Origin of the sequence: Glycomyces artemisiae (assembly GCF_003002955.1) — a bacterium.
GTDB classification, from domain to species: Bacteria; Actinomycetota; Actinomycetes; order Mycobacteriales; family Micromonosporaceae; genus Glycomyces; species Glycomyces artemisiae.
In genome coordinates, this window is sequence record NZ_PVTJ01000001.1 from 673,788 (window position 1) to 699,205 (window position 25,418).

Here is a 25,418-nt window from a genome sequence, read left to right on the forward strand (position 1 = left end):
GGAGCGCGCACCGCACCCAGGGCAGGGGGAAGCGCCGAACGGCGCTCGGGGACAACGGGAATCAGAAAGCGAACCGCGGCGGACCCCGCCGCGAGATGGCCGCCGCAGCGACCGGGGCCGGACGCGGCGCCCGCGTCCGCGGCGTGAGCCACCGCGGCCGCACCGCGACCGGGGATTCGGCGGACGCCACGCGCACCAGGCGCGCGGCGTACAGCGTCAGCAGGTCGAGCAGCGCCGCCGTCGCGGCTTCACCGCGCGCGAGCCATGACGCCTGCGCCAGGGCCGCGGCGATGTGGACCAGCCACATAGACACACCCGAGCCGTGCACGTGCAGCGCCTCGACAGCCCCGGCCTGGAACAGCTCGTGCAGGCCCCACTGGGCCGCGAGGCACAGCGGCGCGAGGACGAGGAAGCCGCGCTGGCGGCCTCCGGCGGCGTACGCGGCGGCGAAGACCAGCGCGAACGCGGCGGCCGACTGGAGCGGGCCGGGCGCGTGCCCGCCGCTCCACAGGTGCAGCAGGAGCGACGCCGAGCCCGAGACCGCTGCGAACACGGCGGCCCGCAGCGCTCGGATCGGAGCCCAGCTCATCTGCACGGCCGTATTGTGTCACGGGCCCGGACGCGCGGACGCCCCCGCGTCGGCCATCCGACACGGGGGCGTCTCCGCGGTCCGAGGATCAGGACCGCTTGCGGCCGTAGGTGAGGCGCCGCAGGAGCACCTCGAACGGCCCGCGCATCCCGGCCTTGTCCATGAGCACCGCGATGAGCACGGTGGCCGCCCAGGTGCCGAACGCGACCCCGAACGCCCCCAGGTACCCGAGGTCCTCGCCGAGGCCGATGCCCCATGCGGTGAGCAGCGGCGCCATGATGAACGACTGGAGCAGGTAGCTGGTGAGCGACCGCTCGCCGACCGCGGCGAGCGCCCCGGGGACGCCCTTGCGGCCGTAGCCGCGGAGCTTGTGCGCCAGGAGCGCGAACCCGCAGATGTAGCCGAGCCCGGCGTACATCCCGCCGAGGAGCTCCAGGTAGACCGCGGCGCGCCACATGGGCGTCGCGGGCTCCCAGGCGCCGATCGCGATGAGCGCCACGGGGAGCGAGGAGAGGATGTTCACCGCCATGCCGGAGAGGAAGACCCGCTTCAGCTGCGGCAGGTGGTCTTCGGGGTGATTCAGCCAGCCCGCGCGCTGGAGCATCATGCCCGCGATGATGAGCGGGAAGAACGTGCCGGTCGCGATGAGCGCGAGCACGCCGACGGGGGAGGCGAGCGCGCCCAGGATCATCTGCTCCACGTACGGGGGCAGGCCGGGGTCGGCGGGCGTCGGCCCGGACGACTCGCCGATGGTGAAGACGTACGCCATCAGCACGTTCCCGATGAGCACCACGTACGCGATGCTCGCCCACAGCCACTTCTTCAGCGACTTGTCGGAGAGGTGCACGAAGAACAGGGCGATGAGGCCCATGGCGCCGTAGGGGGCGAGGATGTCGCCCATGAACAGGAGGACTGCATGCAGGAACCCGAACGCGAGCAGCCACCACGAGCGGCGGCGCAGGATCTTGCGGACGGCCTTGGTCTCCATGCCGCGCGCGAACATGCGCGAGGCCATGACGGCGATGCCGAAGCCGTAGAGGATCGCGAACATCGGGCGCGAGCGGTCGGCGATGAGGAGCTGCTCGACGAACAGCGCGATGTGGTCGGCGGCCGACTGGCCGGTGTTGTGGCCGTACCTGTCGACGCCCATGCCCCACAGGTGGATCGGGACGTTCGCGAGGGCGATGAACAGCAGCATGCCGCCGCGCGCGATGTCGGGCGCGAGCGACCGCTCGGCCTTGGTGATGGGCGCGGGCGGCCCGGCCTTGGGCGGATCGGCGGTCGCGTAGGGGGTGGCGGTCACGGTCGCTCCTTCAGGATCGGACGGACGGGTTTCCTGGTCTCCTCGCCGCGGTGGGGTCCGCGCCTGCTCAGTCTAGGAAAATCGTGTCCTTTTGACGGTAGTGCCAGCCCCCGTCCCCCGCTCCCGCCTGCGGTACCGTTCCTCCTCGTTCTGAGGAACGACGACTTCCCGGCCGCGTCATACCAGGGTCCTACTCCTCTGCCTGCGGGCGATGTCGATCGAACTTTCCGGCGGCGACAGTAAGGGGCGGATTGCGGGCCGTGACGGGCGGGTTCTTTGGCGTGGGGTGTGAAGCGTGTTCGGCATTTGGCTCTGGCTGCCCGTATCGAGGCGAGGGCTTGGCCGGGGCCGGTCTTCTCGACCGACCAGCCGGTGGTGTGGATGCGGCCGTGGTGGAAGCGGCAGAGGAGGATCAGGTTGTCGGCGTTGGTGTCGCCGCCGTCGGCCCAGTGGGTGATGTGGTGGGCTTCGGTCCAGGCGACCGGGCGCGAGCAGCCCGACCAGGCGCACCCGCCCTGCTGCTCCAGTTCGAGCTTGCGGCGCAGCGCCTGGTTCGGGAGGCGGGCGGCGCGGCCGAGTTCGATCGCTTCGCCGGTGGCGTAGTTGAAGACGCCGGGGATGATCCCGGCTTCGCAGGCGAGGTGGCGGGCTTTGGCGACCGAGATGGGCTGGCCTTCCAGGAGCGGGGTGCGGCCGGTGTCCTTGCCCTGCAAGGTGTCGATGTCGACGGTGAGGTCGAGGGTGGCGGTGTGGCCGTGGCGCCGGGCTGCGTCGGGGCTGGTGCCGTATCCGGCGAGGAGCTGGTGGAGGGCTTCGGCGTGCCGGTTCGGCTGCGCCGGGAGCACCCCGTCGAGGTCTTGTTCGTCCTGGCGCGGGGGCGGGCAGGCGGTCTTGAGGTACTTGTCCAGGAGTCTGCCGGTGTCGCCCGACAACTCGCCGGAGAGGGCCCACATGCCGTTGTCCTGCTCGGCCAGTTCGATCCATTGGAGGGACTGCTGGCCGAGGGAGTCGAGGAGTTCGGACTCCTCGGCGAGGTGGGCGGCGAGTTCGTCAAGGTGCCTCTGGAGGTCTTTGAAGGGGGCGTGCTGGCAGTACTGGGCGATCAGGTGTTCGGGTGTCGCGCAGAGGGTGTCGGCATCGAAGGGGGAGGCCACGGGGGTGCGGAAGGGGGTGAGTGCGAACAGGCGCACCGCCGGGGTGCGGTCGAGTTGGCGGACGGCGTAGGCGACCTGGTCGATCCTCGCCGAACCCGAGACGGCCGCCTCCACGAGTGCCCGGAACTTGGTGGAGAGGCGGGCGATGGCGGCGATGTCGGCGGCGGTGCGGTGGGTGAAGTCGAAGGTGGAGATGAGCCAGTCGCGCAGGGCGGAGAAGCCGAAGGCGGTGCGGTGGAGGTTCGCCTGCTTGGCGTCGATGACCGCGGAGAGGACCTGGGCGTACTGGGTGTTGACCACCGAGGCGGCGGTGTCGAGGAGGGTCCGGATGGTCTGGGCCTGGTCACTGCTGCTGGTCCGGCTGTGGATCGTAGTGGCTGCCATCGGGATCACCTCCTTGTTGTGTTGTGCCCTGCGTGTTCGCTGGTGTGTTTCAATTGTGACGCTGTGTGCGATAGGGTGCCAACACCCAGAAGGGTGATCTTTGGTGAGGAAGTCTCACCCCGCCCCGCCCGCACCACCTGCACCTCACCCCATGTCACCCTCAGACCCCATGGCCGCCAACCGACCTCGGCAACAGGTCGACCTCTTCGTCGCTGCCCGCTCTAACCCCAACCCAAGACCACCCGCCAGCCAAAGTCCCAGGACGCAAAAAGGCCCCGCCGCTTACGCGACGGGGCCTTCCTGCAAGCAGTGACGCTACGGCTTCGTGAACAAAAGCGCGGCGTTGTGGCCGCCGAAGCCGAATGCCGTGTTGAGCGCGGCCTTCAGCTCCACCTTGCGGGCCTCGTTCGCGGCGACGTCGAGGTCCAGGGCCGGGTCGGGGTTCTCCAGGTTGATCGTCGGGGGGATGACGCCCTCGGTGATCGCCAGGATGGCCGCGATGGACTCGACCGCGCCCGCGCCGCCGAGCAGGTGCCCGGTCATCGACTTGGTCGCGGTGAGGACCACGTGGTCGCCGACCTCGCGCTTGATGCCCTTGACCTCCGCCATGTCGCCGACGGGCGTCGACGTGGCGTGCGCGTTGACGTGGCCGATCTCCTTCGGGTCGATACCGGCCTGCTTGATCGCCGCGCGCATCGCCCGGCCCCCGCCCCGGCACTCCGGGTCGGGCTGGACGATGTCGTAGCCGTCGGAGGTCAGGCCGGAGCCCGCGACGACCGCGTAGATCTTCGCCCCGCGGGCCTCGGCGTGGTCGCGGCGCTCCAGGACCAGCGCGCCCGCGCCCTCGCCCATGACGAACCCGTCGCGGTCGCGGTCCCAGGGCCGGGAGGCGCGCTCGGGGTCGTCGTTGCGAGTCGACATGGCCTTCATCGAGGAGAACCCGGCCATCGGCAGGCCGCCGATGACCGCTTCGGCGCCGCCCGCGACGACCGCGTCGGCGCGGCCGGCGCGGATCATGTCGGCGGCCCAGGAGATCGCCTCGGCGGAGGTGGCGCACGCGCTGGTGGGGGCGTGCACGCCTGCCTTGGCGCCGAACTCCAGGCCGACGACCGCGGCGGGCCCGTTGGGCATGAGCATGGGCACGGTGAACGGGGAGACCTTCCGCGCGCCGCTCTCCTCCAGGATGTCGTCCTGGGCGAGGAGGGTGAGCGCGCCGCCGATCCCGGAGCCGAAGACGACCCCGAGCCGTTCCTTGTCGAGGTCGTCGGTCAGCCCCGCGTCGTCCCACGCCTGCTGAGCCGCGACGAGCGCGATCTGCTCGGAGCGGTCGAGCCGGCGCAGCCTGACCCGAGGCAGGACCTCGGAAGGCTCCACCGCCAGCTCGGCGGCGATCCGGCACGGGAGTTCCTGCGCCCACTCGTGCTGGAGCAGGTGCACGCCGGAGCGACCGGCGACGAGTGCCTCCCAGGTCGACGCCACGTCCCCGCCGAGGGGAGTGGTCGCGCCGAGCCCGGTCACGACTACCTCAGTCACATTAACCCTTCTCGATGTAGGAGACGGCGTCGCCGACGGTCTTCAGGTTGGCGACCTCGTCGTCGGGGATCTTCACGCCGAACTTCTCTTCAGCGGCCACGACGACCTCGACCATGGCGAGCGAGTCGACGTCAAGGTCGTCGGTGAAGGACTTGCCGTCGGCGACATCGTCGGGGTTGACGCCCGCGACCTCTTCGAGAATGTCCGACAGGCCTTCGCGGATCTCGTCACGAGACAGAGCCATGAGTTAATTTCCTCTCGATAGTTACGGGCAGCGGATGACCTGCCCGGCGTAGGTGAGCCCGCCGCCGAATCCGAACAGGAGGATCGGGGCGCCGGAGGCCACCTTGCCACTTTGTACCAACTTCGACAGCGCCAGCGGCACCGACGCCGCGGAGGTGTTGCCGGAGTAGACGATGTCCTCGGCGACGACGCAGTCGTCGCTGAAGTCCAGCCGCTTGGCGATGCCCTGGATGATCCGCAGGTTCGCCTGGTGCGGCACGAAGGCCGCGAGTTCGGAGATCTTCACGTCGGCCCGCTCGGCGACCTTCTCGATGAGCGGCGCGAGCTGGGTGGTGGCCCAGCGGAAGACGGTCTGACCGGCCTGCTTGATGAACGGGACGTCCTCCTCGATGCGGATGACGTCGCTCATCGACGGCTCCGAGCCCCACACGACCGGGCTGATCGCCAGCGCCGGGTCGTCGGTGCCCTCGACCACGACCGCGCCCGCGCCGTCGCCGAACAGGACGCACGAGGTGCGGTCCTCCCAGTCGGTGACCGCGGTGAGCTTCTCGGCGCCGATGACGATGGCGCGGGTGGCGCTGCCGGCGCGGATCGCCATGTCGGCCTGGGCGAGCGCGTACTCGAAGCCGGAGCAGGCGGTGTTGACGTCGATCGCCGCGGGCGCGCCGATGCCGAGCGCGTCGGAGACGCGGCAGGCGGTGTTGGGGCAGACGTCCTTGGCGGAGACCGTGGCGACGATGACCATGTCGATGTCGGCGGCGGTGAGGCCGGCGTTCTCCAGGGCCTGCCGGGCGGCGTGGATCGCCATGTCGGCGACCTTCTCGTCGTCGGCGGCGATGCGGCGCTCCTTGATGCCGACGCGCGAGACGATCCACTCGTCGTTGGTGTCGACGATCTTGGCGAGGTCCTCGTTGGTGAGGATCTTCTCGGGCTGGTAGTGCCCGACGCTGACGACGCGTGTTCCGTTGACGCTCACTCGGCTCCTTCGTTCCCTGCGAGGGCGGCGGCCGCCGCGAGGTCTGCGGGGGTGTTGACGTTGAGTCGTTCCACGCCCGTGAGCGCCCGCTTGGCCAGCCCGGTGAGCGTGCCCGCCGGCGGCAGTTCCACGACCGCCGTGACGCCCAGTTCTCCAAGCGTACTCATGCAGGCGTCCCATCGGACGGGTGAGGTGACCTGGGCCACCAGTTGCTGCAAGGCGGCGGCGCCGGAGGTCACGGGCCTGCCGTCGCGGTTCGACAGGAGGGTGCGGACCGGGTCGGCGGTGGGGATCTCGGCGGCGAGCGCTTCGAGGGCCTCCTGCGCGGGCGCCATGTGCGGGGTGTGGAACGCCCCGGCGACCTTGAGGGCGATGACCCGGGCCTTCTCGGGCGGGCTCGCGGTGAGCTTCTCGATGGCGGCGACGGGCCCGGCGGCGACGATCTGCCCGGCGCCGTTGCGGTTCGCGGGCCAGGCGCCGGCGGCCTCGATGCGGTCGAGGACTTCCTCCTCGACGCCGCCGAGGACGGCGGCCATGGTGGTCGGCTCGATGCTGCACGCGGCGGCCATCTCGCGGCCGCGGACGGCGGCGAGGCGGACGGCGGCCTCGGGGGTGAGGACCCCGGCGATGGCGAGCGCGGTGAGCTCGCCGACGGAGTGCCCGGCGACGGCGTCGAACGCGTCGAGCGGGAGGGATTCGGCGGCGATCAGTCCGGCGGCGACCAGCAGCGGCTGCGTGTTGGCGGTGTCGGTGATCTCGGCCTGGTCGGCCTCGGTGCCGAGGCGCACGAGGTCGAGGCCGATGAGGTCCGACCAGTCGCGGAGCTTCGCCGCGGCGGCGGGGTCGGCCTCGATCCACGGTGTCAGGAACCCGGGCTTCTGGGAGCCCTGCCCAGGGGCGAGAATGGCAAGCACACTAGAACTTTCGCATCGGCGGCATGGGATCCGGGAGCACTCAGAGGACTGAAAGCCCGGTCGGTTCTTGTAGGGAATCTACAACACTCGTTGTCAACTGCGAGGACGCCGGGTCGCCGGGGAGTTCTCCAGGCGGCCTATGGTCAACCCCACACGGAGCACGAACGCCTCATGCGGATCGGTGGGGGAGAAACCGGTCACCTCCTGGATGCGGCGGAGGCGGTACCGGACGGTGTTCGGGTGCACGTACAGCTCGCGCGCGGTGCCTTCGAGGACGCCGCCGGAGGAGATGAACGCGTCCATGGTCTCCAGCAGCTCGCCGCCGGCGCGGCGCAGCGTCATGAACACGCCTTCGCGCAGGCCGCGGCGGGCGGCCTCGTCCCCGGCGATGGCCCGCTCGGGGAGCAGCTGGGTCGCGGTGACGGGGCGGGGCGCGTCGGGCCAGGCGGGGGCGGCGCGGTGCCCGGCGACGGCCGCGAGCGCCGACGCGGACGCGTCGGCGAGGCCGGTCACGGTGGGGCCCACGACGATCGGGCCCTCGCCGAACTGCCCGGTGAGCTTCTCGACGATCTCGACGGGTTCGGCGACGCCGCCGAGGAGGAGCACGAGGCGGGCCCCGTGGACGCCCGCGAGGATGTCGAGCCCGAGCCGCCGGGCGGCCCGCTGCACCGAGTGGAGCACGAGCGTGGCCTCGCCGCCGGGGGTGGCACCGCAGACGACGGTGATCGTCTGGGTCTCGGACCAGCCGAGCGCGGCGGCGCGGCTGATGAGCTCGTCGGGGTTGTCGCCGCGCAGGAGCGCGTCGACGAGCATCGCCTGGAGGCGGGCGTCCCACGCGCCGCGGGTCTCGGCGGCGCGGGCGTACACGCGGGCGGCCGCGAACGCGATCTCGCGGCTGAAGCGCAGCACCGACTCGCGCAGCTGGTCGTCCTCGCCGTCGGCGGCGAGCTGGGGGACCTGCTCTTCGACGACGTCGATGACGACCTGGATGAGGGCGACGGTGTGCTGGAGGGAGATGGCGCGCGCGAGTTCGAGCGGCGCGGCCTCGAACACCATGTCGGAGGTGCCGAGGTCGTCGCCGGAGGAGCGCAGCCACTCCAGGAACTGACGGACGCCGGCCTGGGCCACCAGGGTCACCATCGAGCGCTGCTCGGCGGGGAGGTCGCGGAACCAGGGGAGGCGTTCGTCCATCCGGGTGAGCGACTGGGTCGTCAGCGCCGACGAGGAGCGTTCGATGTTCTGAATGGTCGTGGCCAGGTCCATGCCCTATAGCCTGCCAGACGTGGCGCGCGCCGCGCACCGACGTCGGACGGAATACCACCGGCGCCACTACTGTTGCCCGGGAGAGGACGAAATCACCCGAGACAGAGAGGCGGTCCTATGGCCACCGTTGAACTGACCAAGGACAACTTCGAGGAGACCGTCACCGGCAACGGCATCGTGCTGGTCGACTGGTGGGCCGACTGGTGCGGGCCGTGCAAGATGTTCGCTCCGACCTTCGAGGCGTCCAGCGAGCAGCACCCCGACGTCGTCTTCGGGAAGATCGACACCGAGGACCAGCAGCAGCTGTCCGCCGAGGCCGGGATCCAGTCGATCCCCACCCTCATGGCGTTCCGCGACGGCATCCTCCTCTACAGCCAGCCGGGCGCGCTGCCGCCGGCCGCGCTGGAGGAGATCATCGGCAAGGTCAAGGAGCTCGACATGGACGCCGTCCGCGCCGAGATCGAGAAGGAGGAGGCCGAGGAGGCCTAATCCCGGAGACCGATTGAGGGCGAGCGCGTTTCGGACGCGCTCGCCCTCTTTTGTCCGTCCATTTTGCGTGCTACGTTGAGCTTCGGTTGGGGACAGCAGCAGGGTCACCTCCCGAGGAGGCACGCAGTGCCGGCCGACACCACCCCCGATACCCGCCCCCTGCTCGGCGCCGCGGCGCGCCGGGCCCTCACCGCGAGCCACGTCGTCCTCTCGGTCGTCTGGCTCGCCTACATGGCGTTCGTGCTCGCCCTCTGCGTCTGGGTCCTCGTCTCCCCAGAGCCCGGCACCGCCGACGCGGCCTGGGCCGTCGCCGGAATGTTCAACGGCCTCGGCACCGGCGCGATCAGCTTCGCCGTCCTCGGCACCGGCCTCGTCCTCGCCGCCTCCGGCGGGCTCCTGCGCCACTGGTGGACCGCCGCGAAACTCGCCGCCGCCGTCGGTGTCATCGCCGGGGGCCTCGCGGTCCTGCGGCCCAGCCTCACCGCGCTCGCCGCCGGGGCCGGGACCGGCGCCGATCAGGCGGCCCTGACCGCCGGAACCGCCCTCGGCACGATCAGTCTGGGCTTCGCCGTCGCCGTCTCCTACCTGCGCCCCTGGGGCCGCATCGGGCGGCTGCGCGCCGAACGGCCCGTCGCGGACGGCCGCATCGAGGTCCGGGTGCGCCGCGTCGTCCCCGTCGCCGCGAAGGTCCACGCCATCGAGCTCGTCGGCCTCACCGGCCGCCTCCTCCCGCCGTTCGAGCCCGGCGCCCACCTGGAGGTCGAACTCCCCTCCGGGACCGTCCGCCACTACTCCCTGTGCTCCTACGCCGGAGACCGCCTCCTCTACCGGATCGCGGTCCTGCGCGAGGACGCCGGGCGCGGCGGCTCCCGCGAGGCCCACCGCCTCCGCGAAGGCGACCGCATCCGGATCTCCCCGCCCCGCAACCAGTTCCCGCTCGGCCTCCACTCCGGGTACCTGTTCATCGCCGGAGGCATCGGCATCACCCCGATCATGCCGATGATCCTCCAGGTCGAGCGCTCGCGGCTCCCGTGGCGCCTGGTCTACACCGGCCGCGACCGCTCCACGATGGCCTTCGCCGACCAGCTCGCCACCACCTGGCCCGGCAACGTCGTCCTCTACCCGACCACCAAGTACGGGCGCCCCGACTACGTCGCCGAACTCGCCGGGCTCCCCGCCACCACCGGCGTGTACGCGTGCGGGCCGGTCCCGCTGATGGACGCCCTCGCCGACACCGTCCGCCGCGTCGCCCCGCAGCTGGAGCTGCACACCGAGAAGTTCGCCGCCCCCGCCGGGCCCGCCCCGTTCCCCCTGTTCGCCAAGCGCAGCGGCGTCGAGATCACCGTCGGGTCGGACCGGACCGCGCTCGCCGCGCTCGTCGGCGCCGGCGTCGAGGTCCCCTCCAGCTGCGAGAACGGCGTGTGCGGCACCTGCCGCCTCCGCGTCGTCGAGGGCAGCCCCGAGCACCCCGGGCGCGTCCCCGGCGCGCTGGCACCCGACGGGGCGGTCCTGTTCTACCCCTGCGTCGGCCGCGCCCGCGGCAGGCTCGTGGTGGACGCCTAGCCGACGCATGACGAAGGGCCGCAGGCGATCCGCCTGCGGCCCTTCCGATGTCACTGCGGCTTAGGAGTCGCCGCCCGCCTCGCCGGCCTCGGCGGCCGTCGGGTCGGTGATCTGGTACTTCGCCGCCGCCTGCGCCGCGAGCTCCGGCTTGACCTCGCCGCGGGCGGCGAGCTGCTGGAGGGCCGCGACGGCCACGGACTCGGCGTCCACGTTGAAGTGGCGGCGCAGCGCCCCGCGGGTGTCGGAGTGGCCGAAGCCGTCCGTGCCCAGCGAGGTGTAGTCGCCCGGCACCCACCGGCTGATGAGGTCCGGGACCGCCCGCTGGTAGTCGCTGACGGCCACGAACGGGCCGTCGGAGCCCGAGAGCTTCGCCGTCACGTACGGGACCTTCTTGTCGGCCTCCGGGTGGCGCAGGTTGTGCCGCTCGGCCTCGATCGCGTCGCGGTTGAGCTCCGACCAGGAGGTCACCGACCACACGTCGGCGGCCACGCCCCAGTCCTCGGCGAGGAGGTCGGCGGCCTTGCGGGCCCACGACATCGCCGAACCGGAGGTCAGCAGCTGCACCCGCGGCCCCTGCACGTCCGAGGACGCGACCTTGTGGATGCCGCGGAGGATGCCCTCAACGTCCACGTCCTCGGGCTCGGCGGGCTGCACGATCGGCTCGTTGTACACCGTCAGGTAGTAGAAGACGTGCTCGCCGTCGGCGTACATGCGCTTCAGGCCGTCCTGCATGATGTGCCCGATCTCGTACCCGTACGACGGGTCGTACGAGACGACCGCGGGGTTCGTGTGGGCGATGAGCAGCGAGTGCCCGTCCTCGTGCTGGAGGCCCTCGCCGTTGAGCGTGGTCCGCCCGGCCGTGGCGCCGATGAGGAACCCGTTCGCGAGCTGGTCCGAGGCGGCCCAGATCGCGTCGGCGGTCCGCTGGAACCCGAACATCGAGTAGAAGATGTAGAACGGGATCATCGGCTCGCCGAGGGTGTCCCCGGAGGTGCCCGCCGCGGTGAACGCCGCGACCGACCCGGCCTCGTTGATGCCCACGTGCAGGAGCTGACCCTGCTCGGACTCCTTGTAGGACAGGAACAGGTCCCGGTCCACCGACAGGTACTGCTGCCCGTGCGGCGAGTAGATCTTCGCCGTCGGGAACATCGCGTCCATGCCGAACGTGCGGGCCTCGTCGGGGATGATCGGGACCCAGCGCTTGCCGGTCTCCTTGTCCCGCATGAGGTCCTTGAGCAGGCGCACCAGCGCCATCGTCGTGGCGGCCTTCTGCTTGCCCGAGCCGCGCTTCGCGGACTTGTACGCGTCCTCGCCCGGGAGCGAGAGCGGGATGACCGTGTTGCGGCGCGAGGGGATCGACCCGCCGAGCGCGCGGCGGCGCTCCTGGAGGTACTCGTGCTCGGCCGAGCCCTCCTCGGGCTTGATGTACGGCGGCAGGTACGGGCTCGCTTCGAGCTGCTCGTCGGTGACCGGCATCTCCAGGGCGTCGCGGAAGCCCTTGAGGTCGTCGAGCGAGAGCTTCTTCATCTGGTGGGTCGCGTTGCGGCCCTCGAAGGTCGAGCCGAGCTTGTAGCCCTTGACGGTGTGCGCGAGGATCACCGTCGGCTGGCCCTCGTGCTCCATCGCGGCCTTGTACGCGGCGTAGATCTTCCGGTCGTCGTGGCCGCCGCGGCGCAGGTCCCAGATCTCGTCGTCGGTCATCGGCTGCGCCATCGCCTTCGTGCGCGTGTCGCGCCCGAAGAAGTGCTCGCGGATGAACGCGCCGGACTCGGCCTTGAACGTCTGGAAGTCGCCGTCGGGCGTGGTGTTCATGAGGTTCACCAGCGCGCCGTCGTGGTCGGCCGCCAGCAGCGGGTCCCACTCGCGGCCCCACATCACCTTGATGACGTTCCAGCCGGCGCCGCGGAAGTACGACTCCAGCTCCTGCACGATCTTGCCGTTGCCGCGCACCGGCCCGTCGAGGCGCTGGAGGTTGCAGTTGACGACGAACGTGAGGTTGTCGAGCTCGGCGCCCGCCGCGAACTGGAGCGCGCCGCGGGACTCGACCTCGTCCATCTCGCCGTCGCCGAGGAACGCCCACACCTGCTGCTGCTTGGTGTCCTTGATGCCGCGGTCGTCCATGTAGCGGTTGAACAGCGCCTGGTAGATCGCGTTGATCGGGCCCAGGCCCATCGACACGGTCGGGAACTGCCAGTAGTCGGGCATGAGGCGGGGGTGCGGGTAGGAGGGCAGGCCGCCCTGCGGGCGCGACACCTCCTGGCGGAAGCCGTCGAGGTCGTCCTCGGTCAGGCGTCCCTCCACGAAGGACCGGGCGTACATGCCGGGGGAGGCGTGTCCCTGGAAGAAGATCTGGTCGCCGCCGCCCGCGTGGCCGCGGCCGCGGAAGAAGTGGTTGTAGCCGACCTCGTACAGGTTCGCGGCGGAGGCGTACGTCGAGATGTGGCCGCCGACGCCGATGCCGGGACGCTGCGCGCGGTGGACGGTCATCGCCGCGTTCCAGCGCACGAACGCGCGGATGCGGTGCTCGACGGCCTCGTCGCCGGGGTAGTGCGGCTCGGCCTCGACGGGGATGGTGTTCACATAGTCGGTGCTCGTCGACGCCGGGACGCCGATCTGGCGCTTGCGGGCGTGTTCGAGCAGCCGCTGCATGACGTAGCGGGCACGGGTGCGCCCGCCGGCGTCGAGGAGGCCGTCGAGGGATTCCAGCCACTCGCTGGTCTCCCCGGGGTCAGTGTCCGGTACTTGGGTCGGCAATCCGTCACTGATGGGCGGCCGGTTCTGTTCCGTGGTCACGGGCGATCCCTCGTTCTAAGACTGCGGCTTTGCAGGGTTTCTTCAGGCAGCAGAGTGTCGTCGTTCGCTACCATCTTCCCCCGAATCTACCGCGACGCTCGGCCGCCCACCCGGGTTGATGCGACGGTGCCCACACTCTGCGCACGCGCAGGCCCCGGACGTGCGACCGTTTGCCGAGGAAGGTTCGCGAACGGGCGCGCGAGTCGGCCATATGCCCCACCGAATATGCTCTACTCCATATGCTGTGGTTCACAGAGCGAGCGCTCTGGCAACCGACCTCTGGAGGGGACAAGGTGAACGCTTCGAGCAGCCCGGTGGACGTGTCGAGCGTGGTGCAGCGGCTGGGGCTCGACGGCGTCGAGGCGGTCATGGAGATCGGCTTCGACACCGACGTCGACGCCGCGCTGCGGACGGCCGTGATCGAGGCCGTCGGCGAACTCCTCGACGAGGACTCCGACGAGATCGTCGGCGCCGTCCTCCTGTGGTGCCGCGTCGAGGACGGCGACCTCGTCGACCTCCTCCTCGACGCCCGCGACCCCCTCGCCGACGACGGCGTGGTGTGGCTGCTGACCCCCAAGGCCGGGCGTCCCGGGCACATCGACCCCGCCGACATCGAGGAGTCCGCGGCGCTCGCGGGCCTGAAGTCCACCAAGACGCTCAACGCCTCCCCCGACTGGGTCGCGTCGCGCATGGTCGTCGCCCGCCGCTAACGTTCAGCGCGACAACACCCGCAGGCCCTCCCTCGCGAGGGCCCGTCGCAAGGAGCGCGCATGCCCATCGAACCCGGAACCGCGGCCCCCGCCTTCACCCTGAAGGACCAGAACAACCAGGAGGTCTCGCTCGCGGACTTCCACGGCCGGAAGCACGTCCTCCTCGTCTTCTACCCGTTCGCGTTCACCGGCGTGTGCGAGGGCGAGCTGTGCGGCATCCGCGACAACCTCGACGCCTACCAGTCCGACGACGTGCAGGTCCTCTCCGTCTCCGTCGACTCCCCGTTCGCGCACAAGGTGTGGGCGCAGCGCGAGGGCTTCGAGTTCCCGCTCCTGAGCGACTTCTGGCCCCACGGCGCCGTCGCCCAGGCCTACGGCGTCTTCAACGACGAGAAGGGCATGGCCAACCGCGGCACGTTCGTCATCGACAAGGACGGCGTCGTCCGCTTCGCCGAGATGAACATGCCCGGCGAGGCCCGCGACCAGTCCCTGTGGCAGAAGGCCCTCGCCGACCTCCAGGGCTAGCCGATGCGCGGGCGCACCGGTCCCGGTGCGCCCGTCAGCGGTCCACCGGCGCGTCGCCCCACGGGCTCAGGAACACGTACGTGACCATCGGGTACTTCTCGCGCAGCCGCGCCTCCACGGCGCGGCTCGTCGCCTCGATGTGGGCGCCGTCGGCGCCGTCGCGGTAGTCGATGCGGGCCGCGACGAGAACCGAGGTCGGGCCGAGCTGGAGCGTCAGCAGCTCCTGCACGGCCGTGATCTCCTCGCCCGACTCCAGCTCCCGGCGCACGGCCTCGCGGAACCGCGGCGGCAGGCTGCGGCCGATGAGGAGCGAGAGGTTCGCGTGGCCCAGGAGCACCGCGACCACGAGCAGCAGCAGTCCGATGAGGACCGACGCGCCGCCGTCGTAGCGCGGGTCGCCCGTGATCTCGGTGAGCGCCAGGCCGCCCGCTGCCAGCAGGAGGCCGACGAGCGCCGCGGCGTCCTCCAGGAACACCGCCTTCAGCGACGTGTCGGGCGTGTACTTCAGGAACCGGCGCGGTCGCACGTCCCATTCGGCCGACTCGCTGCGCAGCTGCACGATGGTGCGCCCGAACGAGACCGCCTCCAGCGCGAACGAGATCGCCAGGACGATGTAGGACACCAGGAAGTCGGCCTCGCCGCCCGAGTCCATCGAGTGGAAGCCGTGGGTGATCGAGAACAGGCCGCCCGCGACGAACGTGAACGCCGCCGCGAGCGCCGCCCACATGTACGCGGTCGACCCGTAGCCGAACGGGTGCGCCTCGTCGGGCCGCTTGGCGCTGTTGCGCAGCGCGATGTACAGCATGATCTCGGTGACCGTGTCGGCCGCGGAGTGCGCGGCCTCCGAGACCATCGCCGCCGAGCCCGAGAGGATGCCGGCGACGAGCTTCGCGACGGCGATGGCGAGGTTCATCAGGCCCGCCACGAGGACGGTCAGGACGCTCTCGGACTTCACTGCGCTCGCATCGCTCACTCCGGAAGCCTATGCGAGGGAACGCCCCCGGCGGGCCCGGATCGGGCCCGCCGGGGACGTTCCGCTAGGCGTCCTCGTCGATGAAGCCCCACTCGCCGACGTTGGAGAACACGCGCATGGTCGTCGCCCAGTTGTCGCGGACGTTCACGACGTCCTTGTCCACCATGACGAGCGCGGGCGTCCACGCGAGCGGGAGCTGCACGGCCTCGTCGAGGGAGATCTGCGCGGCCTCGTTGTTCAGCTCGGCGGCGCGGTCGCGGTCCATGGTGGTCGCGAGCTCGTCGACGATCGCGTCGACCCGGTCGTCCTGGAACCCGGTGTGGTTGCCCTCGCCCCAGTAGTCGGCCGCGGAGGCCGCGAACAGCGGAGTCTCGATCCACGAGAACTGGATGAGGTCCCAGTCGCCCTCGTCGAGCACGGAGCTGAGCTCGCCGTTCGGGATCGGGTCCACCTGGAGCTCGATGCCGATCTCGGCCAGGTAGGTGATGACGAGGTCCTGGATGATCGGGGTGAACGCGTTGCCCTCGATGCCGGCGCGGTACCGCAATGTCACGGGTTCGCCTGCGGGCGTGAGGAGCTGCTCGTCCTGCCAGGTGTACCCGGCGGCTTCGAGGATGCCGCGCGCGGCGTCGATGTCGCCCGAGCCCAGGGTGGAGCCTTCGAGCTGGTCGGTCCAGTACTCCGAGTCGGGCCGGAAGAGCACGTTCTGCATGGTCTCGATGTCGGCGTACGCGGCGCCGTAGGCCCGCTGGTTGACGTCGTCGGCGTCGATCGCGGTGAAGATCGCCTCGCGCAGGGCCTTGTCGGACAGGAACGGGTTCTTCAGGTTCGCGTCGATGTGGGACCACCCGGACTGCGGCGCGACGCTGTACTTGACGCTCTCCTCGGAGGCGAGCTGGTCGAGGACCTCGGGGTCGAAGCTGGAGGGCGCGGCGCCGTCGATCGTGCCCTGGCGCAGCTCGGTCGCCATCGCGTCGGCGCTGCCGATGTACTTGAGCGTCAACGAGTCGAGCGTGGACTGCTGCGAGCCGGTCCACTCCGGGTTCGGCACGTACTTCGCGTACTCGCCGAGCACCCCTTCGGTCATCTTGAAGGGCCCGGCGCTGTAGTCGAGCGGCGGGTTCTCGGAGAAGTCGGCGACGGACGCGGCCATGACGGCCGGGTCGGTGCGCCACTCGGCGTGGCCGCGGGCCTCGGCGATGTGCGCGGGGTGGGTGATGACGCCCGCGGAGTACCACTCGGAGTCGAGGTAGCCGTCCACGTAGGTCACGACGACGGTGTTGTCCTCGGCCTCCTCGATGGAGGCGACGGTCGAGCCGTAACTGCTCGCGGGCGTGCAGCCCTGGCACTGCGCCTCGTCGCCGGAGGTGGCGCGCCAGTGCCAGACGAAGTCGTCGATGCCGATCGGGACGCCGTCGCCCCAGGTCGCCTCGGGCTTGATGTGGTAGGCGACGGTGAGGGGCGCTTCGGCGAGGAGCTCGGGGGCCTCGGCGTAGATGCCGTCGTTGTAGTGGATCACGCCGTCCTGGTCGAACGAGAACACCGTGGGCCGCAGGGGCTGGTTGATGATCGAGGTCGCGAGGCTGGAGCCGTAGATGTCGGCCTGGCCCCACGCCTCCCACTTGCCGTCGACGGCCCACACGAGGTCGCCGCCGTCGGCGCGCTCCCCGGAGTTGCAGGTGGTCGGCTCGGTGATGCAGTCCTCGAAGCCGACGCCGGTCGCGTCCGCCTCGCTGCCGCCGCCGCAGCCCGCGACCGCCAGGGTGAGGGCGGCCGCGACCGCGGCGAAGGACGTCGTCAAAGCGCCGCGGGTCGGCGCCTCGGTCTCAGGCATTGGAGGGCCTTTCGGATGGTATGGGGGGATGTGCACTATGGCACGTCACGAACGCTATCGCCACCCTCAAGGAATGTCAACTTAAACGATAGGAATACTCGTGTATCTCACATCCGGGCGAGCCGGTCGAGGTGCAGCCGCACCGCCGCCCCGGTCCGCTCCTCGTCGCCGGTGGCGACGAGGTCGAGGATCGCCCCGCGCAGGACCGCGAGCGTGAGCGTCAGGTCCGCCTCGTCCGCACCCGGCTCGCATGCGGCGAGGACCGCGAGCCAGTCGTCCACGGTGGCCTTCGCGAAGCCCGCCCAGGCGCCGTCCGGCTCCACGAGCGAGCGCGCGTACGCCTCGGTCCACAGCCGCAGCAGCGGGCGGTGCCCCGGGTCGGAGGCCCACTCCCACAACCGCTCTGCGGCGGCCGCGAGACCCACGGGCTCCCCGAGGCGGTCCAGGAGCGCCAGCTCCTCGGCGCGGGCGCGGGCCAGCAGCTCGCGGATGAGGCCGTCCTTGCTGCCGAACAGGAACAGCAGCACGCGCGGGCTGGAGCCGACCGCCGCGGCGAGCGGGCGCAGCGACATGTCGGAGAGGCCGTTCGCGAGCACGTACGCGTATGCGGCTTCGAGCAGTTCGGTCCGGCGGGCGGAGGGGCTGGTGCGGTCCAGGGTCACGGGTCTAGCATAAAGCCACTGAAACGAGTGTTTCACTCGATCGCGAGTCTGGAGGACCCCGCCATGGCCCACACCGAACTGCGCCCGGCCGACCGCCCCGGCGACCTGGGCTGGATCGTCAAGTCCCAGGGCGAGTACTACGCCGAGGCCCTCGGCTGGTCGAACGGGTACGAGGCCATGGTCGCGAAGATCGTGTCCGGTTTCGCCGACCTCGACCCCGAGCGCGAGGCCGCCTGGATCGCCGACGTCGACGGCGAGCGCGCCGGGAGCGTGGCCCTCGTGGCCGACGGCGCCCCGGGCACGGCCCGCCTCCGCATCCTCTACGTCGACCCCGCCGCCCGCGGCCTCGGCCTCGGCGCGCGCCTGGTGGGGGAGTGCGTCGGCTTCGCGCGCGCGGCCGGGTACGAGCGGGTGGTCCTGTGGACCGTCGACGTGCTCGCCTCGGCCCGCCGCATCTACCAGGCCCAGGGGTTCACGCTCGACAAGGAGGAGCCGTTCCACCGCTTCGGCCACGACCTCACCGGGCAGGACTGGGTCCTGGAGCTCAAGCCTCAGTAGACCTTCCGGCGCCGCCCCGTCGCGGGCGCGCTCCTGGCGTCGGTGATCCGGGCCCGGAAGAACCGCGACGCGGCGGCCTGGAGGCGGCCGCGGCCCGAGGCGCTGAACGGGACCGAGCGACGCGCGAGCGCACTGGTCACGTGCGGCGGAACGCCGCGCCGGTCGGTGTCGCCCGGCGCGTGGTCGGCGCGGACCGTCTCAACCCCGACCATCGTGGTCCAGTACAGGCCGGTCCGCTTGCGCCACAAGTGGATCCCCTTGACCTCCGACCACGGCAGCTCCACGATGGGGCTCAGGGAGCGGTTGCGCTGGGAGGTCTGCGGGTAGAGCCGCACGCCCTGCCGGTCGAACTCGGCCACCGGCTGGCGCTTGGCGAGGTTCCGCAGGCGCGTCAGAGGCCAGGCCAGGAACCCGGCCGCGGCGATGAGCGCGAGCGGCCAGCTGTTGCTCGTGCTCCCGGCCGCGGCGGCCACGGCCCCGGACGCGAGCGCCGCGCCCGCGGCGGTGCGCACCGCGTCGCGCCAGTGGGGACGGTCGGTGACTTGCTCTACCTCGGAGCCGGGCATGCGGAGTCCTCAAGGGGTTGAGGGGAGGGCCGACCTCATCATCCCACGCCCGGGCCCCTTCCGGCGCCGGAGCGCCGCCCCGATTTCGGCCGCCGGGGGGAGGAGCCCGGGGCGCGCGGGCGATACTGTGCGCTGACCGCGTGAGGCGAGAGGGAGGACGGGCCATGGTGGAGGCCAAGCGCTGGCGGGTGCCGATCGCGACCCGCGACCACACCGAGGGGCACCGGCAGGCGACCTGGCTGGAGCTGTTCTTCGACCTCGCGTTCGTCGTCGCGGTCGCGCAGGCGGCGCTCCAGTTCGAGCACGCCGCCGCCGAAGGGCACGTCGGGGAGGGGCTGCTCGGGTACGCGTTCGCGTTCGCCGCGATCTGGTGGATCTGGGTTTCGTTCACGTGGTTCGCGAACTTCTTCGACACCGACGACGTGCCCTACCGGCTGCTCATGATGGTCATGATCGCCGGGTCCCTCGGCCTCGCCGCGGGCGTGCCGCAGGCCGCGCACCTCGACTTCCGCATCTTCGTCGTGTCCTACGTGGTCATGCGCCTCGCGTACGTCGCGCAGTGGGGCCGCGTCTACCGCACCGGCGACCCGGCGATGCGCCCGCTCGCGCTGAAGATGATGGTGTGGACCAGTTTCGTGCAGCTCGGCTGGGTCGCGTTCCTCCTGGTGCCCATGGACCTGCGCGTCGAGGCATGGCTCGTGTGGTTCGCGCTCGACCTCGCCGTCCCCGTCATCGCGCGCTGGGACCCGCGCCTCGGCGGCCACTGGGGCCACATCCGCGAACGCTACGGGCTGTTCACGATCATCGTCCTCGGGGAGGCCGTCTCGGCGGCGACGATCGCCGTCTCCGGCGCCGTCGACTCCGGCCTCGACTTCGACACCGCGCCGCTCCTCACGCTCGCCGCCGCGGGCCTGGTCACCGTGTTCGCCCTGTGGTGGATCTACTTCGACTTCAGCGGCGGCCACGCCTTCGACCGCGGCCCGCGCACCGTCTACGTGTGGGCGTACGCCCACTACCTCGTGTTCGCGTCCGTCGCCGCGCTCGGCGCCGGGATCGCCCTCGCGGTCGTCCGCATCACCGACCCGGAGCACGTGCACCTCGGCGACCGCGCCGTCGCCCTCGTCCCCGCGGTCGCGGTGGCGATCCTGCTGCTCGTCACGCTCCTCATCGAGACCGTCAGCGAGCACGGCATGGCCGCGGGCCACACCGCCGCCAAGTTCGCGGCCGCCGCCGTCGCGATCGGCGCGGCCCTGCTCGCCCCGGCGATCACGATCCAGGGCGCGGCCGTCGTCACCGCGCTGGCCCTCACGGGCCTGGTCGTCTACGGCGTCGTCGAGCAGCACCGCCTCACCGCCGCCGAGGAGGCCGAGGCGGCCTGAGCGGGCGGGGGCGCATTAGGATCGAGCGACCACCGCCCTTCGAGCCCCGAGGACCCGACGTGACCGCCACCGACACCGACACTCCCGAAACCCCGGTCCGGAAGCGCCGCAAGTGGCTGCGCGGTACGTTCATCGCCTTGGGGGTGGTGCTCGTGCTCGCGGTCGCAGGGCTCGGCGGCGCCGGGTGGTACTTCTCGAACGAGGTCCTCGTGCCCGACCACTCGCCCTCGGAGTACTCGCTCACCGTCGAGGCCTTCGACGAGACCACGGTGACGATCACCCGCGACGAGGCCTCCGAGAAGGGCGGCGTGTGGGGCCTGGCCTGGGACGGCGGGCACGCGGTCGTCGGCGACATCGTGTCCGAGGACGACGGCACCGTCACCCGCACCCTCCAGAACGTCCTCTCCGGCGACCTCGCCGAGGGCCTCAAGGTCCGCATGGACATGTACGGCTACCGCGGCGACCCGCAGACCGCGCTCGGCCTCGCGTTCGAGGAGGTCCAGATCCCGACCGGCCTCGGCGACGCCCCCGCCTGGCTCGTCCCGGCCGACGGCGACACCTGGGTCATCGGCGTCCACGGCCGCAACGCCACCCGCGAGGAGCTGCTGCGCTCCACCGAGGTCTACCACGGCCTCGGCTACCCCGTGCTCGACGTGACGTACCGCAACGACGAGGGCGCGCCCGCCGCCGAGAACGGGCTCATGAGCCTCGGCGAGTACGAGGCCGACGACGTGATCGCCGCGATCGACTACGCGCTCGCCAACGGCGCGAAGGACGTCGTCCTCCACGGCGTCTCCATGGGCGGCTCGACCGTCGCCACGGCCGCGCGCAAGATCGAGGACCCGTCCGTGATCAAGGGCCTCGTCCTCGACTCCCCGTGCGTCGACTGGAACTCCACGCTCGACATGCAGGCCGCCGACCGGAACGTCATCGACCCGATCACGTGGGCCGCCAAGCGGGTCGTGGAGTTCCGCGCCGACATCAGCCTGCACGACCTCGACCAGCGGAACTTCGCCGACGAGTTCGCCATGCCGGTGCTCCTGTTCGTCGACACCGCCGACCGGACCGTGGAGCACACCGCGACCCTCGACTTCGCGGGCATGCTGGGGGACTCGACGCTCGTCGAGTCCGCTTCCGGCCACACCGCGACCTGGAACGAGGACCCCGCGAAGTACGCCGCGGAGCTCCAGGCCTACCTCGCGTCGCTGTCTTAGGGGGCGCTGTAGAGCGGGTTCGCGCCCGGCGGCCGCTCGGCGGCCGACACCGGCCCCGGCGCGGTGCCCTCGCCGAACGGCGAGCCGCCCAGGCGCTCGCGGCCGTGCTCCGAGAGCCAGTTCGCGAGGTCCGGCCCGGCCGGGACCACCTGCGTCGGGTTGACGTCCTCGTGCACGACGTAGTAGTGCCGCTTGATCTGGTCGAAGTCCACGGTGTCGCCGAACCCGGGCGTCTGGAACAGGTCCCGCGCGTACGCCCACAGGTTCGGCATCTCGGTGAGCTTGTTCCGGTTGCACTTGAAATGGCCGTGGTACACCGGGTCGAACCGCACGAGCGTCGTGAACAGCCGCACGTCGGCCTCCGTGATGTGCGCGCCCATGAGGTACCGGCTCGCCGCGAGCCGGTCCTCCAGCCAGTCGAGCGCCGCGAACAGCCGCTGGTACGCCAGCTCGTACGCGCGCTGCGAACCGGCGAACCCGGCCCGGTACACGCCGTTGTTGACCTCCGTGAAGACCCGCTTGACCACCGGCAGCATGTCCGCGACGAGCCCCGCGGGCACCAGGTCCGGGGCGCCCTCGCGGTGGAACGCGCGCCACTGGGTCGACAGGTCGAACGTGATCTGCGGGTAGTTGTTGGTGACGACCTGCCCCGAGGGGACGTCGACGATCGCGGGCACGGTGATGCCGCGCGGGTAGTCGGGGAAGCGCTTGAAGTAGTGCTCCTGGAGCCGCTCGGTGCCCAGCACCGGGTCCCGGCCGTCCGGATTCAGGTCGAACGTCCACGACCGCACGTCGTGGACCGGGCCCGGCGTGGCGAGCGAGATCGCGTCCTCCAGGCCCAGGAGCCGGCGCACGATGATCGACCGGTGCGCCCACGGGCACGCCCGCGCCGCCACGAGCCGGTACCGGCCCGGCTCGACCGGCCACGCCGCGGCGCCCTCGGTGAGCCCGGCGATCCGCGGGTCCCCGATCGGCGAGGCCGCCTCCACGGGCGCGGCCAGCGCCGCGTCGACGTCGGCGACGATCCGGTCCTCGATGTAGTTCGTATCGCGCTTGAACTCGCCGCCGGTGACGTACGCGCCCGCGGTCGAATGCTCCGTGCCCTTGGTCGGCTCGTGCTGCTCTTCCATGGCCCCCAGCCTACGCAAGTAGGCTCGGCGGGACTCCGCAGAAAGGGATCGCCTTGGACGACTTGACGACCGACGAGACCATCGTCCGCTCGCTGCTGCACGACCAGCGCCCCGACCTCGCCAGCCTGGAGCTGCGGCTCGTCGAGTGCGGCTGGGGCTGCCGCATGTGGCGCCTCGGCGCGGACCTCGCGCTGCGCCTGCCGCGCACCGAGGACGCCCCCGGGCTCATCGAGCGCGAGCACCGCTGGCTCCCGGGCCTCGCGCCGCTCCTGCCGCTGCCCGTGCCGGTCCCCGAGTACCTCGGCACGCCGACCGAGGCGTTCCCGAAGAACTGGATCGTCACCACCTGGGTCGAGGGCACCCCCGCCGACGTCGCGCCCGTCACCGACGCCGCCTCGGCCGCCGTCCTCGGGGCGTTCCTCACCGCGCTCCACCGGCCCGCCCCGGAGGAGGCCGCGGTCGCCACGGACCGCGGCGTGCCGCTCAAGACGTTCACGATGGAGTTCGACGACCCTGCGCTGCAAGCGGTCTGGGACGACGCCCTCGCGGCCCCCGAGTGGGACGGCCCGCCCGTGTGGCTCCACGCGGACCTGCACCCCGCGAACGTCGTCACCGCGGGCGGCGCACTCACCGGCGTCATCGACTTCGGCGACATCTGCACCGGCGACCCGGCCACCGACCTGTGCGCGGCCTGGCTGCTCCTCCCGGACCCCGTCGCGTTCTTCGACCACTACGAGACCGACGAGGCGACGGTCCGCCGCTCCCGCGGCTGGGCCCTGCGCCGCGCCGTCGGGCTCCAGCACATCGGGCGCGCGGGCGTCGAGGGCAGGCACTGGGGCAAGCCGACGTGGCTGCCCGCGGGCGACGCGGCGCTGGAGCGCCTCCTCGCGACCTGACGGCAATAGGCTGGACCCGGCGTGACGACTGAAGGGGAGCACATGGAAGCGACCGACCCGACCGCACTCGAAGACCGCTACGGCGCGCACAACTACCACCCGCTGCCGGTGGTCCTCGCCGAAGGCGAGGGGGCGTGGGTGACCGACACCGACGGGAACCGGTACCTCGACTGGCTCGCGGCGTATTCGGCGGTCAACTTCGGGCACCGGCACCCGCGGCTCATCGCCGCGGCGAAGGCCCAGCTCGACCGGCTCACCCTCGCCTCGCGTGCGTTCCGCACCGACGCGCTGGGGCCGTTCCTCGCGGGCCTCGCGGAGCTGTGCGGCAAGGACGCGGTCCTGCCGATGAACACCGGCGCCGAGGCGGTCGAGACCGCGATCAAGGCCGCCCGCAAATGGGGCTACACGAAGAAGGGCGTCCCCGCGGACAGGGCCCGGATCGTGGTCTTCGACGGGAACTTCCACGGCCGCACCACCACGATCGTCGGCTTCTCCTCCGACCCCGGCTCCCGCGAGGGCTTCGGGCCGTTCACGCCCGGGTTCGACTCGATCCCCTACGGGGACATCGACGCCCTGCACGCGGCGATCGGTTCCGACACGGCCGCGGTGCTCATCGAACCGGTGCAAGGCGAAGCGGGCGTCATCGTCCCGCCCGCGGGCTACCTGCGCGCCGTGCGCGCGGCCTGCGACCAGAGCAACGTCCTGATGATCGCCGACGAGATCCAGTCGGGCCTGGCCCGCACGGGCCACACCTTCGCCTGCGACAGGGAGGACGTCGTGCCCGACGTCTACCTGCTCGGGAAGGCCCTCGGCGGCGGGGTCGTCCCGGTCTCCGCGGTCGCGGCCGACCGCGAGGTGATGGACGTGTTCACCCCCGGCACCCACGGCTCCACGTTCGGCGGCAACCCGGTGGCCGCCGCGGTCGGCGCGGAGGTCGTCGCCATGCTCGCCACCGGCGAGTGGCAGGCCCGCGCCCGCGACCTCGGCAAGCACCTCGAAGACGCGCTCGCGACCCTCGACCCGTCCGCGGTGGACGCGGTGCGGGTGTGCGGGCTGTGGGCGGGCGTCGACCTCGCCGACGGCGGTCCCAGCGCCCGCGAGGTGTGCGAGCGGGCCGCGCGGCTCGGCCTGCTGTGCAAGGAGACCCACGAGAAGACCGTGCGCATCGCGCCGCCGCTCGTGATCGAGCCCGAGGAGATCGACCGCGGCGTCGCGATCCTCAAGCGGGCGATCGAGGGCTAGGGCCCGTCCTAGGCGTCGGAGCTGCGGGCCGCGAGGATCGCGATCGCGCCCGCGGCGTCCTGGATCCGCTCGTCGTCCACGTCGCAGCCGTGCTCCTTGAGGACGGCGAGCAGGTCCGCGACCACCGGCCCGGTGGCCTCGATGGCCCACGACCGGTCCACCGGGTGCGCGTAGTCCGAGCCGCCCAGCTGCACCCCCTCGTGGTTCCACACGGCCGCCGCCGCGGCGGCGATGCGCCGCGCCCGCGTCTGCGGGTCCCCAAGGGGCGCTTCGCGTCCGGCCTCACCGTCGCCGAGGACGGGCGTGGCGTACGTGGGGCGCACCGGGGTCCGGTACCGGTCGTCGCCGAAGAGGTCTCTGAAATCGCCGATGCCGTGCATTGGTGTGCTCGCTTCCCCCCACCTGACGGTTGATCCGCTCCCCCTATTTGTACCGCGTCCGCCCGGTCCGCCCCCAAGTGGCGTCCCCCGTCCGAGTCGACGAGCGCCCCCGGGCGCCCGACCGGCTTGCTAGGATTCCCCGTCA

23 protein-coding genes and 1 pseudogene are annotated in these 25,418 nt (G+C 71.6%); 9 read left to right on the forward strand and 15 right to left on the reverse strand.

The window, feature by feature from the left end:
- Positions 1-61: 61 nt before the first annotated feature.
- From B0I28_RS03170 to B0I28_RS03205, 8 genes and pseudogenes are all read right to left on the reverse strand, one after another.
- A complete protein-coding gene (locus tag B0I28_RS03170; protein ID WP_146147952.1) occupies positions 62-595 on the reverse strand; it encodes a hypothetical protein in 534 nt (177 codons plus the stop codon).
- A gap of 82 nt (positions 596-677) precedes the next feature.
- Positions 678-1,892: a DUF418 domain-containing protein gene (locus B0I28_RS03175; RefSeq protein WP_106362337.1), complete on the reverse strand. Its 1,215-nt coding sequence runs from the start codon at positions 1,890-1,892 to the stop codon at positions 678-680.
- Positions 1,889-3,430, reverse strand: a complete 1,542-nt coding sequence (locus B0I28_RS03180) for an HNH endonuclease signature motif containing protein (protein ID WP_106362338.1) — start codon at positions 3,428-3,430, stop codon at positions 1,889-1,891. The genes B0I28_RS03175 and B0I28_RS03180 overlap by 4 nt, the downstream gene beginning before the upstream one ends.
- A gap of 315 nt (positions 3,431-3,745) precedes the next feature.
- Positions 3,746-4,963, reverse strand: a complete 1,218-nt coding sequence (gene fabF, locus B0I28_RS03185) for a beta-ketoacyl-ACP synthase II (protein ID WP_106362339.1) — start codon at positions 4,961-4,963, stop codon at positions 3,746-3,748.
- A 1-nt stretch (position 4,964) separates the two neighbouring features.
- Entirely contained in the window at positions 4,965-5,201 is a 237-nt protein-coding gene (locus B0I28_RS03190; protein ID WP_030159099.1) for an acyl carrier protein, read from the reverse strand.
- Between the two features lie 27 nt (positions 5,202-5,228).
- Positions 5,229-6,182, reverse strand: a complete 954-nt coding sequence (locus B0I28_RS03195; RefSeq protein WP_106362340.1) for a beta-ketoacyl-ACP synthase III — start codon at positions 6,180-6,182, stop codon at positions 5,229-5,231.
- 20 nt (positions 6,183-6,202) lie between these two features.
- Positions 6,203-7,096 (reverse strand): annotated as a pseudogene (locus tag B0I28_RS03200) (ACP S-malonyltransferase); the annotation flags it as partial.
- A gap of 93 nt (positions 7,097-7,189) precedes the next feature.
- Positions 7,190-8,359 carry a PucR family transcriptional regulator gene (locus B0I28_RS03205; RefSeq protein WP_106362342.1) on the reverse strand — a complete coding sequence of 390 codons (1,170 nt, stop codon included), beginning with the start codon at positions 8,357-8,359 and terminating at the stop codon, positions 7,190-7,192.
- A 117-nt stretch (positions 8,360-8,476) separates the two neighbouring features.
- Between B0I28_RS03205 and trxA the strand changes: the two genes are divergently transcribed.
- A complete protein-coding gene (gene trxA, locus B0I28_RS03210; RefSeq protein ID WP_106362343.1) occupies positions 8,477-8,848 on the forward strand; it encodes a thioredoxin in 372 nt (123 codons plus the stop codon).
- A gap of 126 nt (positions 8,849-8,974) precedes the next feature.
- A complete protein-coding gene (locus B0I28_RS03215; RefSeq protein WP_106362344.1) occupies positions 8,975-10,411 on the forward strand; it encodes a PDR/VanB family oxidoreductase in 1,437 nt (478 codons plus the stop codon).
- Positions 10,412-10,471: 60 nt separating this feature from the next.
- Here B0I28_RS03215 and aceE read toward each other — a convergent pair whose 3' ends face one another.
- On the reverse strand, positions 10,472-13,204 hold the full coding sequence (aceE, locus tag B0I28_RS03220; RefSeq protein ID WP_106362345.1) for a pyruvate dehydrogenase (acetyl-transferring), homodimeric type: 2,733 nt from the start codon (positions 13,202-13,204) through the stop codon (positions 10,472-10,474).
- 293 nt (positions 13,205-13,497) lie between these two features.
- Between aceE and B0I28_RS03225 the strand changes: the two genes are divergently transcribed.
- Positions 13,498-13,914, forward strand: a complete 417-nt coding sequence (locus B0I28_RS03225; protein ID WP_245888862.1) for a DUF3052 family protein — start codon at positions 13,498-13,500, stop codon at positions 13,912-13,914.
- A 60-nt stretch (positions 13,915-13,974) separates the two neighbouring features.
- Complete coding sequence (locus B0I28_RS03230; RefSeq protein ID WP_106362347.1) at positions 13,975-14,439, forward strand: peroxiredoxin; 465 nt, start codon at positions 13,975-13,977, stop codon at positions 14,437-14,439.
- A gap of 34 nt (positions 14,440-14,473) precedes the next feature.
- Here B0I28_RS03230 and B0I28_RS03235 read toward each other — a convergent pair whose 3' ends face one another.
- The 3 genes from B0I28_RS03235 to B0I28_RS03245 form a co-directional block, all read right to left on the reverse strand.
- Positions 14,474-15,412 (reverse strand): cation diffusion facilitator family transporter, encoded by a 939-nt coding sequence (locus B0I28_RS03235; RefSeq protein WP_245888863.1) that lies wholly within the window; start codon positions 15,410-15,412, stop codon positions 14,474-14,476.
- A gap of 64 nt (positions 15,413-15,476) precedes the next feature.
- Positions 15,477-17,246, reverse strand: coding sequence for an ABC transporter substrate-binding protein (locus B0I28_RS03240; protein WP_106362348.1), 1,770 nt, complete (start codon positions 17,244-17,246; stop codon positions 15,477-15,479).
- A 107-nt stretch (positions 17,247-17,353) separates the two neighbouring features.
- On the reverse strand, positions 17,354-17,908 hold the full coding sequence (locus B0I28_RS03245; RefSeq protein ID WP_106362349.1) for a TetR/AcrR family transcriptional regulator: 555 nt from the start codon (positions 17,906-17,908) through the stop codon (positions 17,354-17,356).
- Positions 17,909-17,971: 63 nt separating this feature from the next.
- Between B0I28_RS03245 and B0I28_RS03250 the strand changes: the two genes are divergently transcribed.
- A complete protein-coding gene (locus B0I28_RS03250) occupies positions 17,972-18,466 on the forward strand; it encodes a GNAT family N-acetyltransferase (RefSeq protein WP_106362350.1) in 495 nt (164 codons plus the stop codon).
- On the opposite strand, the gene B0I28_RS03255 is transcribed toward B0I28_RS03250, so the two are convergent.
- The gene (locus B0I28_RS03255; RefSeq protein ID WP_106362351.1) at positions 18,460-19,032 is read right to left on the reverse strand and encodes a hypothetical protein; all 573 of its coding nucleotides are present in this window, start codon (positions 19,030-19,032) and stop codon (positions 18,460-18,462) included. The genes B0I28_RS03250 and B0I28_RS03255 overlap by 7 nt on opposite strands.
- A 164-nt stretch (positions 19,033-19,196) precedes the next feature.
- Between B0I28_RS03255 and B0I28_RS03260 the strand changes: the two genes are divergently transcribed.
- Both B0I28_RS03260 and B0I28_RS03265 read left to right on the forward strand, forming a co-directional pair.
- Positions 19,197-20,411, forward strand: a complete 1,215-nt coding sequence (locus tag B0I28_RS03260; protein WP_106362352.1) for a low temperature requirement protein A — start codon at positions 19,197-19,199, stop codon at positions 20,409-20,411.
- A 59-nt stretch (positions 20,412-20,470) separates the two neighbouring features.
- On the forward strand, positions 20,471-21,625 hold the full coding sequence (locus tag B0I28_RS03265; RefSeq protein WP_106362353.1) for an alpha/beta hydrolase family protein: 1,155 nt from the start codon (positions 20,471-20,473) through the stop codon (positions 21,623-21,625).
- Here the strand turns inward: B0I28_RS03265 and B0I28_RS03270 are convergent.
- Entirely contained in the window at positions 21,622-22,755 is a 1,134-nt protein-coding gene (locus B0I28_RS03270; RefSeq protein ID WP_106362354.1) for a glutathione S-transferase family protein, read from the reverse strand. The genes B0I28_RS03265 and B0I28_RS03270 overlap by 4 nt on opposite strands.
- A gap of 47 nt (positions 22,756-22,802) precedes the next feature.
- Between B0I28_RS03270 and B0I28_RS03275 the strand changes: the two genes are divergently transcribed.
- Entirely contained in the window at positions 22,803-23,651 is an 849-nt protein-coding gene (locus B0I28_RS03275; RefSeq protein ID WP_425433423.1) for a phosphotransferase, read from the forward strand.
- A gap of 42 nt (positions 23,652-23,693) precedes the next feature.
- On the forward strand, positions 23,694-24,893 hold the full coding sequence (rocD, locus tag B0I28_RS03280; protein ID WP_106362355.1) for an ornithine--oxo-acid transaminase: 1,200 nt from the start codon (positions 23,694-23,696) through the stop codon (positions 24,891-24,893).
- An 8-nt stretch (positions 24,894-24,901) separates the two neighbouring features.
- On the opposite strand, the gene B0I28_RS03285 is transcribed toward rocD, so the two are convergent.
- On the reverse strand, positions 24,902-25,273 hold the full coding sequence (locus B0I28_RS03285) for a hypothetical protein (RefSeq protein WP_106362356.1): 372 nt from the start codon (positions 25,271-25,273) through the stop codon (positions 24,902-24,904).
- Positions 25,274-25,418 lie beyond the last annotated feature (145 nt).